This is a genomic window from Nostoc sp. 'Peltigera membranacea cyanobiont' 232, from assembly GCF_002245985.1.
Taxonomy (GTDB): domain Bacteria; phylum Cyanobacteriota; class Cyanobacteriia; order Cyanobacteriales; family Nostocaceae; genus Nostoc.
Genome location: NZ_NOLK01000188.1, coordinates 1 through 14246, shown reverse-complemented (window position 1 = coordinate 14246; position 14246 = coordinate 1). Strand labels below are relative to the sequence as shown.

The window sequence follows — 14246 nt, the reverse complement described above, 5'->3', positions numbered from 1 at the left end:
TCTGAGGTTGAAACTTTCTGGTGCTCAGTGGAATCCTGCCAATGTGCCGTCCATACTACAACTTCGCTGTGCCTACCTCAATGGTCAACTTGCTATCTAATGTTTTTGCAAAAATGGGATGCTCCCGCCAACAACAATTAGCTGTTTTGCTCGCATAATAGACGATACTGCATTTTCAGTACGGATTTGAGAAGCTTCGTCAAAGATAACAACATCAAACTCCACTGCGTCTGCATCTACATATTGACAAACACCTAAAGGACTCATCAGCCAACATGGCTTGAGGGTAGTAATAATTTGAGGATATTCTTTGATAAATTGACGAATTTTTTTATGTCCCTTTTTCTTTGTAATTTCTCGTTTGAGATACTTCACTTGTTCTGCTGCTTCTGCCTGTTTTAACCAATCTTGAAAATATTTTGCATGAAGTTGTCTCAAACGTTCTATTGCAACTTCATACTGTTGTTTATCTTGTTTAGAAAATTCATTTATTCTCTGCTCGTGCAAACTCTGGTTAAATTTTCGCAACTCTGAATTATCAGAATATATGTGTCGTCGCCAATTTACATAAAAGCCTTTTCGTAAAAGTAAAAACCACTTATTTGGTAAAATGTCGGAATCTCGTAGTTTAGCTAAAAATTCTTTTGTTCCAATAGCTTCTAATTTATGTACAATTTGTTGACAGTCTAACCACTGTTGGAATAACTCCAGATCATCATAGGCTTTTTTACGGAAATCTTCAACTTCGTTTAGAGGTGTTCTCTTCAATAAATCTAATGGTGTTAGCCGTTCTTGAGGAAAGTGTTCGTTTAAAAATTTAAAGCCTTCTTGAATCTGGTTTAAGGATATTTCCAAATTTTCTAATAACTCTCTTAGCTTTTGATAGCGTTCTCTTGAAGTAATAACTGCCGCTACTGTTTCTTTATCTAGTAGGCGATTTTTCTTTATGTTTTCCAGCCATTCAAGACCTTGCTAGATACTTTGCAAATTTGTCATTTCTTCTTCAAATGAAGATCCAAAAACTTGACATGCTTGATAGTTTTGGCCTTTTAATATATTTAAAATATTTTGGCGCTCAATCCCTTTTTTAATATCTGTAATCAATTTTTGCTCAGTAATTATATCTTGGTTTCGTCTTAGAGCTATAAGACGTTGACGTTCACGCCTCTTAGCAATAAGCCATTGCCAATAAGCTGGTTGAATAAAGCGAAAAAAGCCTGTAAATTTTCTAGCAAAAAGTTTCCTAATTTCTAAGAAATCAAAAGTTAAAAAATCACTAATATATTTGGCATTGAGATCGGAATTAATAGATTGATAATTCTTAATCTCTATTTCTAAATCTAAATACAACTGTGTCAAATAAACTAAATCTGTTGAAAGTGACCAACTTTCAATTCCTGATGGAGCATTAAGGATGTGAGCTACTGCTGGCTGTAACTGTTCCAAATCAGACAAAGTTTGTAGTGGTTCGGTTATTTTTAGCAGTTGTGTCAACGAAACTACAGTATTTTGAGCAAGTTTTATTCCTTCACTGATATAGATAAATATTTCTACGTAAATATTTATCTATATCAGATGACCAAGATTCAGATTGTAGCGGACTACTTGACCATATCGTTTTTTGTCTACCCCGGAATATAGGCTCAAATTGATTAAGTTCTTCTAGTAAAGTTTTTGCCTCTAGCAATGTAGTTTCTGAGAAATCTTGCAGATTAGAAAGATTAAACTCTAGTTGAGGAATATCTTCTCTTTCCAACCTGAGAATTTCGCCATACAGGTTAAAAGCAGATTTATTTAATGGTTGCTCCTTTTTATGTAAACCTTTTACATGATCGTTGAGAAATTTTCGATAGTCACGCAAAGGTTTAAACAATGTATTCCAATCTAGCTGTTGTGCTTCATTTCTTTCTGAAAGCTGAGTGAAAGTTTGCTCTAGTTGATTGAAGAAATCTTTTGCTTTTTTTGTAACTTCGTGGTGTAAATTCAGACAAACGTCTTCTAATTGACTTTTCTGAAGCCTGTCAAAAACAACTTCTAAAGCAGTTTGCTTTTCTGCAACTACAAGCACTTTTTTATTTTGGCCGATTAACTCAGTGATGATGTTAACAATAGTTTGGCTTTTTCCTGTACCAGGAGGTCCCTGTACTACACAACTAAATCCTGCCTTTACAGCTTCTATAACTACTTGCTGGCTAGAGTCTGCATCACGTATTTGATAAATCAATGAAGGGTCTATTTGATCAAGTCCTTTTTCTTGAGGAATGGGGGGATTATTGACATTCTCAGATGTTTTTTCTAAAGCTAGCTCTTGCAGTATAGGATGATTAGCTATCTTCTCATGATTTTGTTCCAGGTCTTGAATCATTGCTGCTTTTGCATCCGGGAACAAAGTAATGTGTGCTATTTTTTTTACTTCCCATTCAGGTTGTTTAGCGGCGACCGCACAACGAACTTCATTGAAAAAATCTTCATAGCTCAATTCTTTAACCCTATCACTGTTAGGCAGTGTTATATCAAAATCACGTAACCTGTTGACTAAAGTAAAGTTAACAGCAATATCATCATCTATAGGGTGAAGAGTAAATTCTAATGACTTTCTACCTGTTTTTTCTAATCTAACTGGAACAAGCAGAATAGGAGAAACATATTTTTCGTGAGGGTTTTCGGCGTTAAACCATGTTAAGGTATTAATGACTAAAAAAAGACTATTAAAACCCTTCTCTTCAATGGTTGATTTAGCCTCTTTACGAAGTTCATCTAGAACCTTGATCGGGTCATCATCCGTCTGCTTAGGTTCCAGTTCGCTGATTAGTAAAGATTCAGGCTCATCTTCTGTAAAATGACTATATAAAAATGAAGAGTCTCTTAAAAGAGGAACTAATCTTTTTTGATTTTGGCGTAAATCAACTAAAGGATTCTTGTTGGATTCGCCAACAAGCTTTTTCTTCCAAATATTGATTTTGTCTTGGATTGATTGAGATTCCGAAATACTCATTCGCTTTTGATGGCAGTGCTGTACAAGAATAAACTTGTGTTTTAATACTCATATTATAAGTAAATTTTCTTGCCAATGTAATCATTTGTTACCAATCACTGATACAAGGGTTGTCATTCGTCTCGATTACACCTTTAAAAATCTTAATATTTAGATATTAAGGTCTGAGAGGTTGGTTTATTGAAATGTAAACTTTCGTAAGCGGTATTATGATTGGCATGACAATTTAACGTCAGATACTCAGGTAAACTTTGAGATAAATTATGATCAAAATCCTCCATCTCTCTGATATCCACATGGGAAGCGGTTTTTCCCACGGGCGAATTAATCCCGCGACTGGATTAAATACACGATTGGAGGATTTTGTCAATACTTTGTCTATATGTATTGACCGAGCGATCGCAGATACTGTAGATATGGTGATATTTGGTGGCGATGCTTTCCCGGATGCGACACCACCGCCTTATGTACAACAAGCTTTTGCTAGCCAATTTCGCCGTCTCATGGATGCTAATATTCCAACAGTGCTATTGGTAGGCAACCACGACCAACATTCCCAAGGACAGGGAGGAGCGAGTTTAAATATTTACCGCACTTTGGGAGTGCCAGGGTTTGTTGTTGGTGATACATTAACTACTCACTGCATCGAAACCCGTAATGGCAAAGTGCAAGTAATCACTCTGCCTTGGCTGACTCGTTCGACTCTGATGACTCGCCAAGAAACTGAAGGTTCATCTTTGGCAGAAGTCAACGAACTGTTAACCGAACGTCTACGAGTTGTTATGGAAGGGGAAATTCGCCGTCTTGACCCTGATGTGCCAACTGTCCTTTTGGCTCACTTGATGGCTGACAATGCGACTTTGGGCGCAGAACGCTTTTTGGCAGTAGGTAAAGGCTTTACTCTACCCCTATCTTTGCTGACGCGACCTTGTTTTGATTATGTAGCCTTGGGACACGTCCACCGCCACCAGAACCTGAATAAATCTAATAACCCGCCGGTGATTTATCCAGGGAGTATTGAGCGGGTAGATTTTAGTGAAGAAAAAGAAGACAAAGGCTATGTGATGCTGGAATTAGAGCGGGGGAAGGCTGAATGGGAATTTTGTCCGTTAACAGTTCGGACTTTCCGTACCATTGAAGTGGATATCTCGAAAGCTAACGATCCGCAAGCGGTGTTAATGAAAGCGATCGCTAAGTATGATATTCAAGATGCCGTAGTGCGGCTAATTTACAAACTCCGCTCCGAACAGATGGATTTGATTGACAGTTCCTCTCTACATACTGCTTTAAGTCCCGCTCACACCTACACCATTCAAGCAGAATTATTGAGTCAATTAGCCAGGCCCCGGATTCCTGAATTGAGTGCAAGTAGCAGCATCGACCCAATGGAAGCCTTGAAAACTTACTTGAACAACCGCGAAGACCTCAAAGACATAGCAGTATCAATGCTGGATGCTGCACAAAAGTTGCTAGCAGATGATGTGGAAATCTGGCTAGAAGCAGCAACTAGCGAGTAGGATAGATGCCAATCATATTTCAAAACAGTGTGTAGAGACGCGAAACTTCGCGTCATCTGGAAAAACCCACAGAAAACCTAACCTCTTAACCCCCTTTCCGACGCGGGAAGCGGGAATTTTTAAAGTCTCTCTCCTAAAATAAGAGAGATTTAGAGAGAGGTTTTCCAGATAAGGTGAAAAGTCAGCTACTAAATAGGGTTCTCCGACAATATGGTAGAACCCTTTGATGAATTTTCCGATACAGGTTAGGATAATCCATCAATTAGAGGAAAAACTTCAAACCCGCTTAATCGCGCTGTAACATGAAAGTCACCCAAATTTATATTTTTGGGCAGATTATTGAGGAGTTTGCTACTCTACTATCAACTATTGTTTTTCTTCTAGCTAGAGGAAATTTTGGAATAAGTAAAAAAAGTTATCAAGCCTTGAATAAGCTACTCTTTACAAGTAAATCTTTTCGTTTCATGGCTTTTGTTCTACCACTAATCATCTGGTGGGGATACAAAGAAGTACAAAGCCAATTTGTACAGCCGCAAGCAGTTGTAGTTTTGGGTGGTTCAACGAGACGTTTAGAGCGAGAAAAATTTACGGCTGAGTTTGTACGCCAGCATCCAAATATACCGATTTGGATTACTGGAGGCAGTCCACCTAGATTCACCCAACGAGTGTTTACCAAAGCTGGTGTCGATCCCAAACGTTTACACTTGGACTATGAAGCTGTAGATACAGTTACTAATTTTACTACGTTAGTAGATGATTTGCAAGCTCGTGGCATCAAGAGCGTTTATTTGATTACTTCAGACTTCCACATGCGCCGGGCTTGTGTCATCGGCGAAATTATTTTGGGTAGTCGAGGTATTTATTTAAAACCAGTGCCAGTTCCTTCAGAAAAACCCCCTGAGTCTATCGAAAAATCTATCCGCGATGGAGCTAGAGCAATAATTTGGTTGGCAACTGGTTACACTGGTGTGGATGCAGCTAAAAATAAACGGTAAATCATCAGTAGGAATTTGCACGCTCTTGACGGAACTCAAAATAGGCAAATTAAGACAATTAATGCCAATAATCGTGATAATAACTAAGGTAATAATAGACACATAGAACTACAATTATCGAAAAACTAGTGCAACATCAACCTTCAAACAACACAATACAAAAACCAGTTAACAATTTTGGCTCATTTGGTTGATTAGTAAATACTTTGCATCCGCCAAAATTTCAAGCTGCGGCTTGGGTAACTCGAATTTATCTGTGTAGTTCGGGAAAAAAAACGCACCAATTCCCTCCACAATTTGATACCCTAGCTTAAACAGATTTGAGAAAAGTTAAAGCGTGGAAATTCAACTTGGGCGGGGAAAAACAGCTCGCAGAGCTTATGGAATAGATGAAATTGCTCTAGTCCCCGGTAACAGAACACTAGACCCCAGTTTGGCAGATACTAAGTGGCGTATTGGGAATATTGAGCGAGAAATTCCGATAATTGCCAGTGCTATGGATGGCGTAGTAGATGTTCGTATGGCTGTACGTTTGTCACAGTTAGGAGCATTAGGTGTCCTCAATTTAGAGGGAATTCACACTCGCTACGTTGACCCAGAGCCAATATTAGATCGGATTGCCTCTGTGGGGAAAGATGAATTTGTTGCCCTGATGCAAGAACTCTATGCCGAACCAATAAAGCCGGAATTAATTGAAAAACGTATTCAGGAAATTAAACAACAAGGTGGCATTGCTGCGGTAAGCGCAACTCCAGCCGGTGCAAGTAAATACGGCGAGGCGGTAGTAAAAGCTGGGGCCGATTTATTTTTTGTCCAAGCTACGGTAGTTTCTACTGCACATCTGTCACCAGAATCTGTAGTACCACTTGATTTAGCAGAATTTTGTCGTTCCATGCCCATCCCTGTGGTGTTAGGGAATTGCGTGACTTACGAAGTTACATTGAATTTGTTGAAAGCTGGGGCGGCTGGCGTCCTAGTGGGAATTGGCCCTGGTGCTGCTTGTACATCCCGTGGGGTTTTGGGTGTGGGTGTGCCACAAGCAACTGCGATCGCAGATTGTGCAGCCGCACGAGATGATTACTACAACGAAACTGGTAACTATATCCCCATTATTGCTGATGGCGGTTTAATCACTGGTGGCGACATTTGTAAATGCATCGCCTGCGGTGCTGATGGTGTGATGATTGGTTCTCCCTTTGCCAGAGCCGCAGAAGCCCCAGGACGAGGCTATCATTGGGGTATGGCGACTCCCAGCCCAGTATTGCCCCGTGGCACCCGCATTCGCGTTGCCACCACTGGCAGCCTAGAGCAAATACTCATTGGCCCAGCAGGACTAGATGATGGCACTCACAATCTTTTAGGAGCCTTAAAGACAAGTATGGGCACTTTAGGAGCCAAAAATATTAAAGAAATGCAGCAAGTGGAAGTTGTGATTGCGCCTTCCCTATTAACTGAGGGTAAAGTTTACCAAAAAGCTCAACAATTAGGTATGGGGAAATAAGGGGACTAGGGAGTGGGTATTAGACAAAAGTTTTACCAGTACCCAATCCCCAGTACCGAATCCCCAATCCCCAATCCCCAACAAATTTTCCAGCACCCTAAACAATTGCTGGAAAAATCCGATATGTCGCCTACAATAGAGATAGCGGAGACGCATGTTTCCGTTCACTCCTCACACCACACTCCGCCCGGACTACTGTTCGGGCGGTTCCTTATGTTTGTAAATAAAATAAGAGAGCTTCTTTGCAAATGTACATCCTCGCACTCCCAAGCTGAGGTTTTTGCTATGGTAGAATTTTCACCAAGTTCTGATATTATTGGCGAAGGTTTTAGGCATGTCAACAGCCGCACAAGTTACCGATTCTAGTTTCCAGCAAGAAGTACTCGACAGTGATGTACCAGTTTTAGTTGACTTTTGGGCACCCTGGTGCGGACCATGCCGTATGGTAGCTCCTGTTGTCGATGAAATCTCCGAACAGTACAAAGGTCAAATCAAGGTCGTCAAAGTCAACACGGATGAAAATCCTCAAGTTGCTAGTCAATACGGCATCCGCAGTATTCCCACATTAATGATTTTTAAAGATGGACAAAAAGTAGATATGGTGGTGGGCGCTGTACCTAAAAGTACATTAGCTTCCACTCTCGAAAAGTATCTTTGAAACTTAATTGGTTCACAAAATCCTCTTGAGTTATCCATGTTGTTCTCACTTTAGGTTAATTTTTATAAACAAGTTTGAGAGGCGCGAATTTCCCGTCTCTCAAACTTGTTTACATTTGTATACAGTTTCTGATTATGAATATTCTTAGGAGCTTTCTGTCTCAAAAACAACTCTTTAAATTCCCGCACTACTAATTTCTAGCGCACATAGCAAAAGAACTGCGATCGCAACATCATCGCTTTATCTATAACTTTATTTCTTTGATCGGGCATCATGCTCTTACTAAATCAATCGGTCTATTGCTCATAGCATCTGCCAAGACAAACACAGCAATCAATGTTTGAATGAGAATAGAAATATCCACAGCAGACAGCTTTGATCGGGGTACGATCGCACCCCGATCTCAATCTGACTCAGGTTGCTAGAACTTAGAAGAAGATTAAAATCAGCAATTAAATCAAGTCGATTCAAGAAAATCTTGGCTGAGTTATTTCTAATTAGGTTCCATAGATGTTGAAGTAGCGATATATTTTGATAATCTATCTTCCATAAATCAACTGTTCGTTGTTGAATCTATGAAGTCTTATTTAGCCGCCGCTATTCAATTGACAAGTGTGCCCGATCTACACAAAAATTTGGCTCAGGCAGAAGAATTAATAGAGCTTGCCGTGCGTCAAGGTGCTGAATTGGTAGGCTTGCCAGAAAACTTTTCCTATATGGGAGAAGAAAAAGATAAACTCGCGCAAGGTGATGCGATCGCTCTTGAAAGTGAAAAATTTCTCAAAAAAATGGCTCAACGCTTTCAAGTTACGATCTTGGGCGGCAGCTTTCCACTTCCCGTAGACAATACAGGCAAAGTTTATAACACCACTCTACTTATCGATCCCAGCGGCCAAGAACTTGCCCGCTACTACAAAGTACATTTATTTGATGTTGATGTCCCTGACGGCAACACCTATCGGGAATCCAGCACTGTTGTGGCTGGTACACAACTACCCCCCGTCCATTTCTCAGAAAAACTGGGTAATTTAGGGCTTTCTATTTGTTATGATGTCCGCTTCCCTGAACTGTACCGTCATCTGGCAGAAAAAGGAGCCGATGTTATCTTTATTCCCGCCGCCTTTACCGCCTTTACTGGCAAAGACCACTGGCAAGTGCTACTACAAGCCAGAGCTATCGAAAATACAGCCTACGTCATTGCTCCTGCCCAAACAGGGAACAACTACGCCCGTCGTTTAACTCACGGACACGCCGTGATTATTGACCCCTGGGGTGTAATTTTAGCCGATGCTGGAGAAAAACCGGGAATTGCGATCGCTGAAATCAAGCCCACTAGACTCGAACAAGTCCGCCGTCAAATGCCTTCTTTACAACATCGGGTGTTCTAGGGATTGGGGATTGGTGATTGGGGACTGGGGAGAATAACTTTTAACTTCTAACTCAGCATCGGCTAAACGCCCCGCTAACACTACTCTCAATCCCTAGTCCTGATAAATAAAACAAAAAACCGGGTGGCATTGAAGTCACCCAGTTTATCTCAAGATTACAATTTTCAACTTTCTTGGAACATAGGAGTGCTTCGGCTCCTATTTGTAAATGAAAGAAATTGGGAATTAGAAAGATTCTAGCAAAGGGCTATCTTAACCCAGTCTCTATTCCCCAATCCCCAGTCCCTTTTATTAATTAAACTTTAGCAGCAGCTTTGGTGACAACGTTGAGTTCACCTTTAGCATACTTAGCAGCAAAATCTTCCAAAGAAATTTGCTTAATCTTGCTTGCGTTGCCAGCTGTACCAAATTGCTGATAGCGTTCAGCACAAACCTTTTGCATGTATGTAATAGAAGGCTTGAGGAAGTGACGGGGGTCAAACTCCTCTGGTTTTTTAGCCAAAGCTTCACGGACAGCAGCAGTAATAGCCAAACGGTTGTCGGTGTCGATGTTTACTTTACGTACACCACTCTTAATACCTTTTTGGATTTCTTCTACAGGTACACCGTAGGTTTCAGGAATTGCACCACCATACTGGTTAATCAGTGCAAGCAAATCTTCAGGTACAGAAGAAGAACCGTGCATCACCAAGTGGGTGTTAGGCAAACGACGGTGAATTTCTTCAATGCGGCTGATGGCCAAAATTTCACCAGTCGGCTTGCGGGTAAACTTGTAAGCACCGTGGCTTGTGCCAATGGCAACAGCCAAAGCATCTACTTGGGTTGCTTCTACGAAGTCAACAGCTTCATCGGGGTCGGTTAGCAGTTGAGAATGGTCGAGTGTACCTTCAAACCCATGACCATCTTCAGCTTCACCAGCACCAGTTTCTAGAGAACCTAAACAACCGAGTTCACCTTCAACACTGACACCCAAAGCATGAGCTACGTTTACAACTTCGCGGGTAACATTGACGTTGTATTCAAAGCTAGCGGGGGTTTTAGCATCAGCTTCTAAAGAACCATCCATCATCACGCTAGTGAAGTTGTTCTTAATTGCTGAGTAGCAGGTAGCGGGAGCATTCCCATGATCTTGGTGCATGACAATGGGAATGTGAGGATAGGTTTCTACTGCCGCCAAAATTAGATGGCGGAGGAAATTTTCCCCTGCATAAGCACGAGCGCCGCGTGAAGCTTGCAAAATTACGGGGCTATCTGTTTCTACAGCAGCCTTCAGGATTGCCTGAATCTGCTCCAAATTGTTAACGTTGAAAGCTGGGATGCCGTAACCGTTTTCAGCTGCGTGATCCAACAGCAGCCGCAGTGGTACAAGCGCCATAGATAGTCCTCCTAATGTGGTTGTCAGCTAGTCGGTCTGAGAAAAGCGTAACTATTACGCTAAATCTTAAGAGTTTTTTCAACTTATAGGAAATTATAACTAGTGTCGTGTATCTATGTTGAAAAAGTTTACGCCATCGTTACTATAAAATATGTTCTATACTCCTGCACTATGCGCCATATTTTCTCTGTGTCGCTGTACATTTAGTTACCCTACAGATAGTAGCTCTGGTAGCCCAGTATCCAAAATGCTCATCTCGAAGCGATCGCTTCAACTTAAACACACTAACTTCTGACAAATGCTATCAGGGTGTTTTTCCCTAACTATTGCATTTGGGATGAAACTATGCGTAATTTACATAAATTAACGTGAGTGTCCAACGGACACTCACGTTAAATATCGCGTAGCTTGCTTCCGCGTTCGCGTAGCTTGCTTCCGCGTTCGCGTAGCGTCCCGTAGGGAAGTAGTAACAGACTTGTACTTCGACTGCGCTCAGTACAAGTCTGTTAAGCTAATCTCCTTTAAATTGCACTATTTTCATAGTAATAAAAGCTGCAAACCCTCTCCCTTGACCCCTGCCCCCCTGCGGTCTCAATGTGCAAATTAAATGCTTAACAACTTACCACCTCAGGTATCGCTATCATCAAAATTATTCACTGGACAATAACCGAATGTTCGTTTATTATAGAATTTATGAGGCACAAAGATGACAAAAAAAATCAAGCCATCTGTGATGCGGCAATCGAACTGATTACTGCCAATGGTTTTGCTGATACTTCGATGTCAAAAATTGCCAAAACCGCCAATGTTTCGCCCGCGACGATATATGTCTATTTTGAAAACAAAGAAAACCTTCTCAATAAAATATATGTGTTCGTGAAGCAGGAAATGAGTGCAGAAATTTTGAAAGGTGTCAACCAGAACCTATCGGTGGAGAAAGCATTTAAAATGGTCTGGAATAATTATTATCAATACGCGATTAATAATCCGGTCAGATTTGCTTTTACCGAGCAATTTGCTAATTCCCCGATGGTTGACCGCATTTGCAAAGATGAAAGTTTGAGCTATTTCAGGCCAATGCTAGATTTGTTTAATCGCGGTAAAGAGGAGAAGGTTTTTAAGGATATTTCCCTGGAAATTTTTACCGCTTTTACCTTTGCGCCTCTGACTGGATTGATAAAAGAGCATTTTAGTGGTGCTTTGATTTTGGACGAAAAAATGCTAGAAACCACCTATAAAATTGCGTGGGATGCAATAACGAATTAATTCTTTTTTTGAGAATTAATTAAACGAATATTCGATTAATTAAGCAGGACTAAATAAAATGAAAAATGAAAAATGGAACGTGGAAAATATTCCGAGTCAAAAAGGAAGAGTAGCAATTGTAACGGGTTCGAGTAGCGGCATCGGTTATGAAACGGCGCGGGTTTTAGCTAATAAACAAGCGTCTGTAATCATTGCGGTTCGCAATTTGGACAAAGGAAACAAGGCATTGGCAAAAATTCTTCAACAGAATCAAGATGCTGACGTAAAGGTGATGGAACTTGATTTAGCGAATTTAGCATCAGTTAAAAATTTCGCTGAAAACTTTCAGAAAAATTATTTGCATCTGGATTTACTGATTAATAATGCGGGTGTGATGATTCCGCCGTATTCAAAAACGACGGACGGTTTTGAATTGCAGTTCGGCACTAATCATCTCGGACATTTTGCTTTGACGGGACAGCTTTTAGAACTTTTGATCGGCACCGAAGGCTCACGAATTGTCAATGTTTCGAGCGGCGCACATAGTATGGGCAAAATAGATTTCGATGATTTGAATTGGGAAAAGAGAAGTTATGCCAAATGGAAAGCCTACGGCGACAGCAAACTTGCCAACATCTATTTTACCTACGAACTCGACCGAAAGCTAAAAGATAACGGTATCGAGACACTTGTAACCGCCTCGCATCCGGGCTGGACAGCAACCGAATTGCAGAGAACTGCGGGCAGCGTTGTGGAATATCTCAACGGCATCCTTGCTCAAGACATTACGATGGGCGCATTACCAACTTTGCGGGCGGCAATCGAAGCAGGCTTAAAAGGCGCAGAATATTTCGGACCCAATGGGTTTATGGAGATCCGCGGCTATCCAATAAAAGTCGAATCAAACGAATTATCCAAAGACCAAGCGATCGCCAAAAAACTATGGGTTGTATCGGAAAAACTAACCGGTGTGAAATTTGAATTTAATAAAAAGGCGCAAAGCGTGGGCAAATGACCAAATTCATACATCTGCTAACTAACAGATTTTATAATGGGCCATCGCACTTCCTTGGCTAAGAAGAGCGATCGCTCTACACATCATCAAAAAATAAAAAGAGAAGAAAATAGCGATCGCCCTGACAATTAACCAGGTGCGTTAGTCAAAGCACAAGCATGATAATTCTTCCGCACCATTGCTTGTATAAGCGATCGCTGTACACATCATTAAAAAATAAAAAGAATCGCACTGACTGCAATTAAAAAGAGCGATCGCACTTTCTTGGCTAAGATAAGCGATCGCTCATCCCAAATTTTTGGTTCTCCACAGCGATCGGATTCACAAATTTCCTAACAATAAAACTCGCCTCTACTTTCATCTCAAAAGCTTCAACGAGTATTTTTTAAACTTCTATATGGGTCGCCCGGGATTCGAACCCGGAACTAATCGGTTAAAAGCCGAGTACTCTACCGTTGAGTTAGCGACCCTTTCGCTGTATTTCGCAACTTTGCAATCATAGCATATACATCTATAGATTTGTAAAGGGGTTTAGAAAAAATTAGCCGTCAATCTTACAGATGCTGTGTGGCTAGCTCCTGGTGCTAACACAGTCAGGTTATCACCTGTATTGAGAGAGTTACGGGTGGCACTCCACGGTTCTAGACAGTAAAAATCTTTGCCTTTAACTGTCCAAAATACCAAGTAAGTAGAGAAATCATCATAATCCAAGGTGAGTTTTAACTTCCGGCTACCATCTATCGCAGTAGCCGATTGACTCGTTAACTGTCCAAAGGCAAAGTCAATTTCATCACGGTTAAAGTCAAAATTGCCGTCAAAAGAGTGAAATTCCTTAGTTTGATTGTCTTGATACTGCTTAGAGGGAATTTCAATCTCTAACTGAGTTTTATCACCACACAAAAAGTAGGGATGGAAACCAGCTGAGAAGGGCATTGGTGTGGATGACAAGTTTTTATACTGCTGCCGAACTTCTAGGGTATTACCTTGAAGTTCGTAAGTGAAAGCCAGCTGAAAATCAAAAGGATAAACTGCCTTAGTTTGCTCATTGCTATCAAGAACAACAGTCAAACCAGCTTTATCTCCAGTTTCTTGTTCTGTTGCTTTCCACGGCAATTCACGGGCAAAACCGTGTTGCTTGAGAGTATATTTTTGCCCGTTATGAGTGTAAGTATTATCTGGGAGATTGCCACAAATAGGAAACAAAATTGGATTCCCACCTCTGACACTTAAATCAGGATGAGTAAAGCGTTCAGTGTCCAGATAAAAAATTTCTTCTCCTTGAATACGCCAACGGGTAACGATCCCACCACGTTCTGGTACTACTTCCAATTGAGAACTAGCGGCTTCGTCAGAAAGAATGTACGTCTTGTACTGTTGCTGTTGAACTGCAATGCTAAACACAAATTTTAGTCCTGGGATTAAGGATTAGGGATTAGGGATTGGGGATTAGGGATTAGGGATTAGGGATTAGGGATTAGGGATTAGGGATTAGGGATTAGGGATTAGGGATTAGGGATTAGGGATTAGGGATTAGGGATTAAAATAACTCTTTCCCAG

The 14246-nt window shown here is 40.8% G+C and carries 12 protein-coding genes and 1 tRNA gene; 7 read left to right on the top strand and 6 right to left on the bottom strand.

Going from position 1 to position 14246, the window contains the following annotated elements; all coding sequences use genetic code 11:
- Positions 1 to 96 precede the first annotated feature (96 nt).
- The 3 genes from CDG79_RS34855 to CDG79_RS34845 all read right to left on the bottom strand — a co-directional run bounded on the left by CDG79_RS34855 (position 97) and on the right by CDG79_RS34845 (position 2995).
- A complete protein-coding gene (locus CDG79_RS34855) occupies positions 97 to 855 on the bottom strand; it encodes a hypothetical protein (RefSeq protein WP_094346186.1) in 759 nt (252 codons plus the stop codon).
- Positions 856 to 972: 117 nt separating this feature from the next.
- The gene (locus tag CDG79_RS34850; protein WP_094346185.1) at positions 973 to 1494 is read right to left on the bottom strand and encodes a hypothetical protein; all 522 of its coding nucleotides are present in this window, start codon (positions 1492 to 1494) and stop codon (positions 973 to 975) included.
- Between the two features lie 34 nt (positions 1495 to 1528).
- Complete coding sequence (locus tag CDG79_RS34845) at positions 1529 to 2995, bottom strand: DUF4011 domain-containing protein (RefSeq protein ID WP_094346184.1); 1467 nt, start codon at positions 2993 to 2995, stop codon at positions 1529 to 1531.
- 263 nt (positions 2996 to 3258) lie between these two features.
- On the opposite strand from CDG79_RS34845, the gene sbcD reads away from it, so the two are divergent.
- The 5 genes from sbcD (at position 3259) to CDG79_RS34820 (ending at position 9054) form a co-directional block, all read left to right on the top strand.
- A complete protein-coding gene (sbcD, locus tag CDG79_RS34840; RefSeq protein WP_094346183.1) occupies positions 3259 to 4512 on the top strand; it encodes an exonuclease subunit SbcD in 1254 nt (417 codons plus the stop codon).
- A gap of 464 nt (positions 4513 to 4976) precedes the next feature.
- Entirely contained in the window at positions 4977 to 5507 is a 531-nt protein-coding gene (locus tag CDG79_RS34835; RefSeq protein WP_094346187.1) for a YdcF family protein, read from the top strand.
- A 337-nt stretch (positions 5508 to 5844) separates the two neighbouring features.
- Complete coding sequence (locus CDG79_RS34830) at positions 5845 to 7008, top strand: GuaB3 family IMP dehydrogenase-related protein (protein ID WP_094346182.1); 1164 nt, start codon at positions 5845 to 5847, stop codon at positions 7006 to 7008.
- 334 nt (positions 7009 to 7342) lie between these two features.
- Positions 7343 to 7666 (top strand): thioredoxin, encoded by a 324-nt coding sequence (trxA, locus tag CDG79_RS34825; RefSeq protein WP_094346181.1) that lies wholly within the window; start codon positions 7343 to 7345, stop codon positions 7664 to 7666.
- 575 nt (positions 7667 to 8241) lie between these two features.
- Positions 8242 to 9054: a carbon-nitrogen hydrolase family protein gene (locus tag CDG79_RS34820; RefSeq protein WP_094346180.1), complete on the top strand. Its 813-nt coding sequence runs from the start codon at positions 8242 to 8244 to the stop codon at positions 9052 to 9054.
- Positions 9055 to 9349: 295 nt separating this feature from the next.
- Here CDG79_RS34820 and fba read toward each other — a convergent pair whose 3' ends face one another.
- Entirely contained in the window at positions 9350 to 10429 is a 1080-nt protein-coding gene (gene fba / locus CDG79_RS34815) for a class II fructose-bisphosphate aldolase (RefSeq protein ID WP_094346179.1), read from the bottom strand.
- Positions 10430 to 11122: 693 nt separating this feature from the next.
- Between fba and CDG79_RS34810 the strand changes: the two genes are divergently transcribed.
- Both CDG79_RS34810 and CDG79_RS34805 read left to right on the top strand, forming a co-directional pair.
- Positions 11123 to 11695, top strand: a complete 573-nt coding sequence (locus CDG79_RS34810) for a TetR/AcrR family transcriptional regulator (protein ID WP_094346178.1) — start codon at positions 11123 to 11125, stop codon at positions 11693 to 11695.
- Positions 11696 to 11753: 58 nt separating this feature from the next.
- Complete coding sequence (locus tag CDG79_RS34805) at positions 11754 to 12689, top strand: SDR family NAD(P)-dependent oxidoreductase (protein WP_094346177.1); 936 nt, start codon at positions 11754 to 11756, stop codon at positions 12687 to 12689.
- 398 nt (positions 12690 to 13087) lie between these two features.
- Here the strand turns inward: CDG79_RS34805 and CDG79_RS34800 are convergent.
- Positions 13088 to 13159, bottom strand: a tRNA-Lys gene (locus tag CDG79_RS34800).
- A 61-nt stretch (positions 13160 to 13220) separates the two neighbouring features.
- A complete protein-coding gene (locus tag CDG79_RS34795; protein WP_094346176.1) occupies positions 13221 to 14090 on the bottom strand; it encodes an aldose epimerase family protein in 870 nt (289 codons plus the stop codon).
- Between the last annotated feature and the right edge of the window lie 156 nt (positions 14091 to 14246).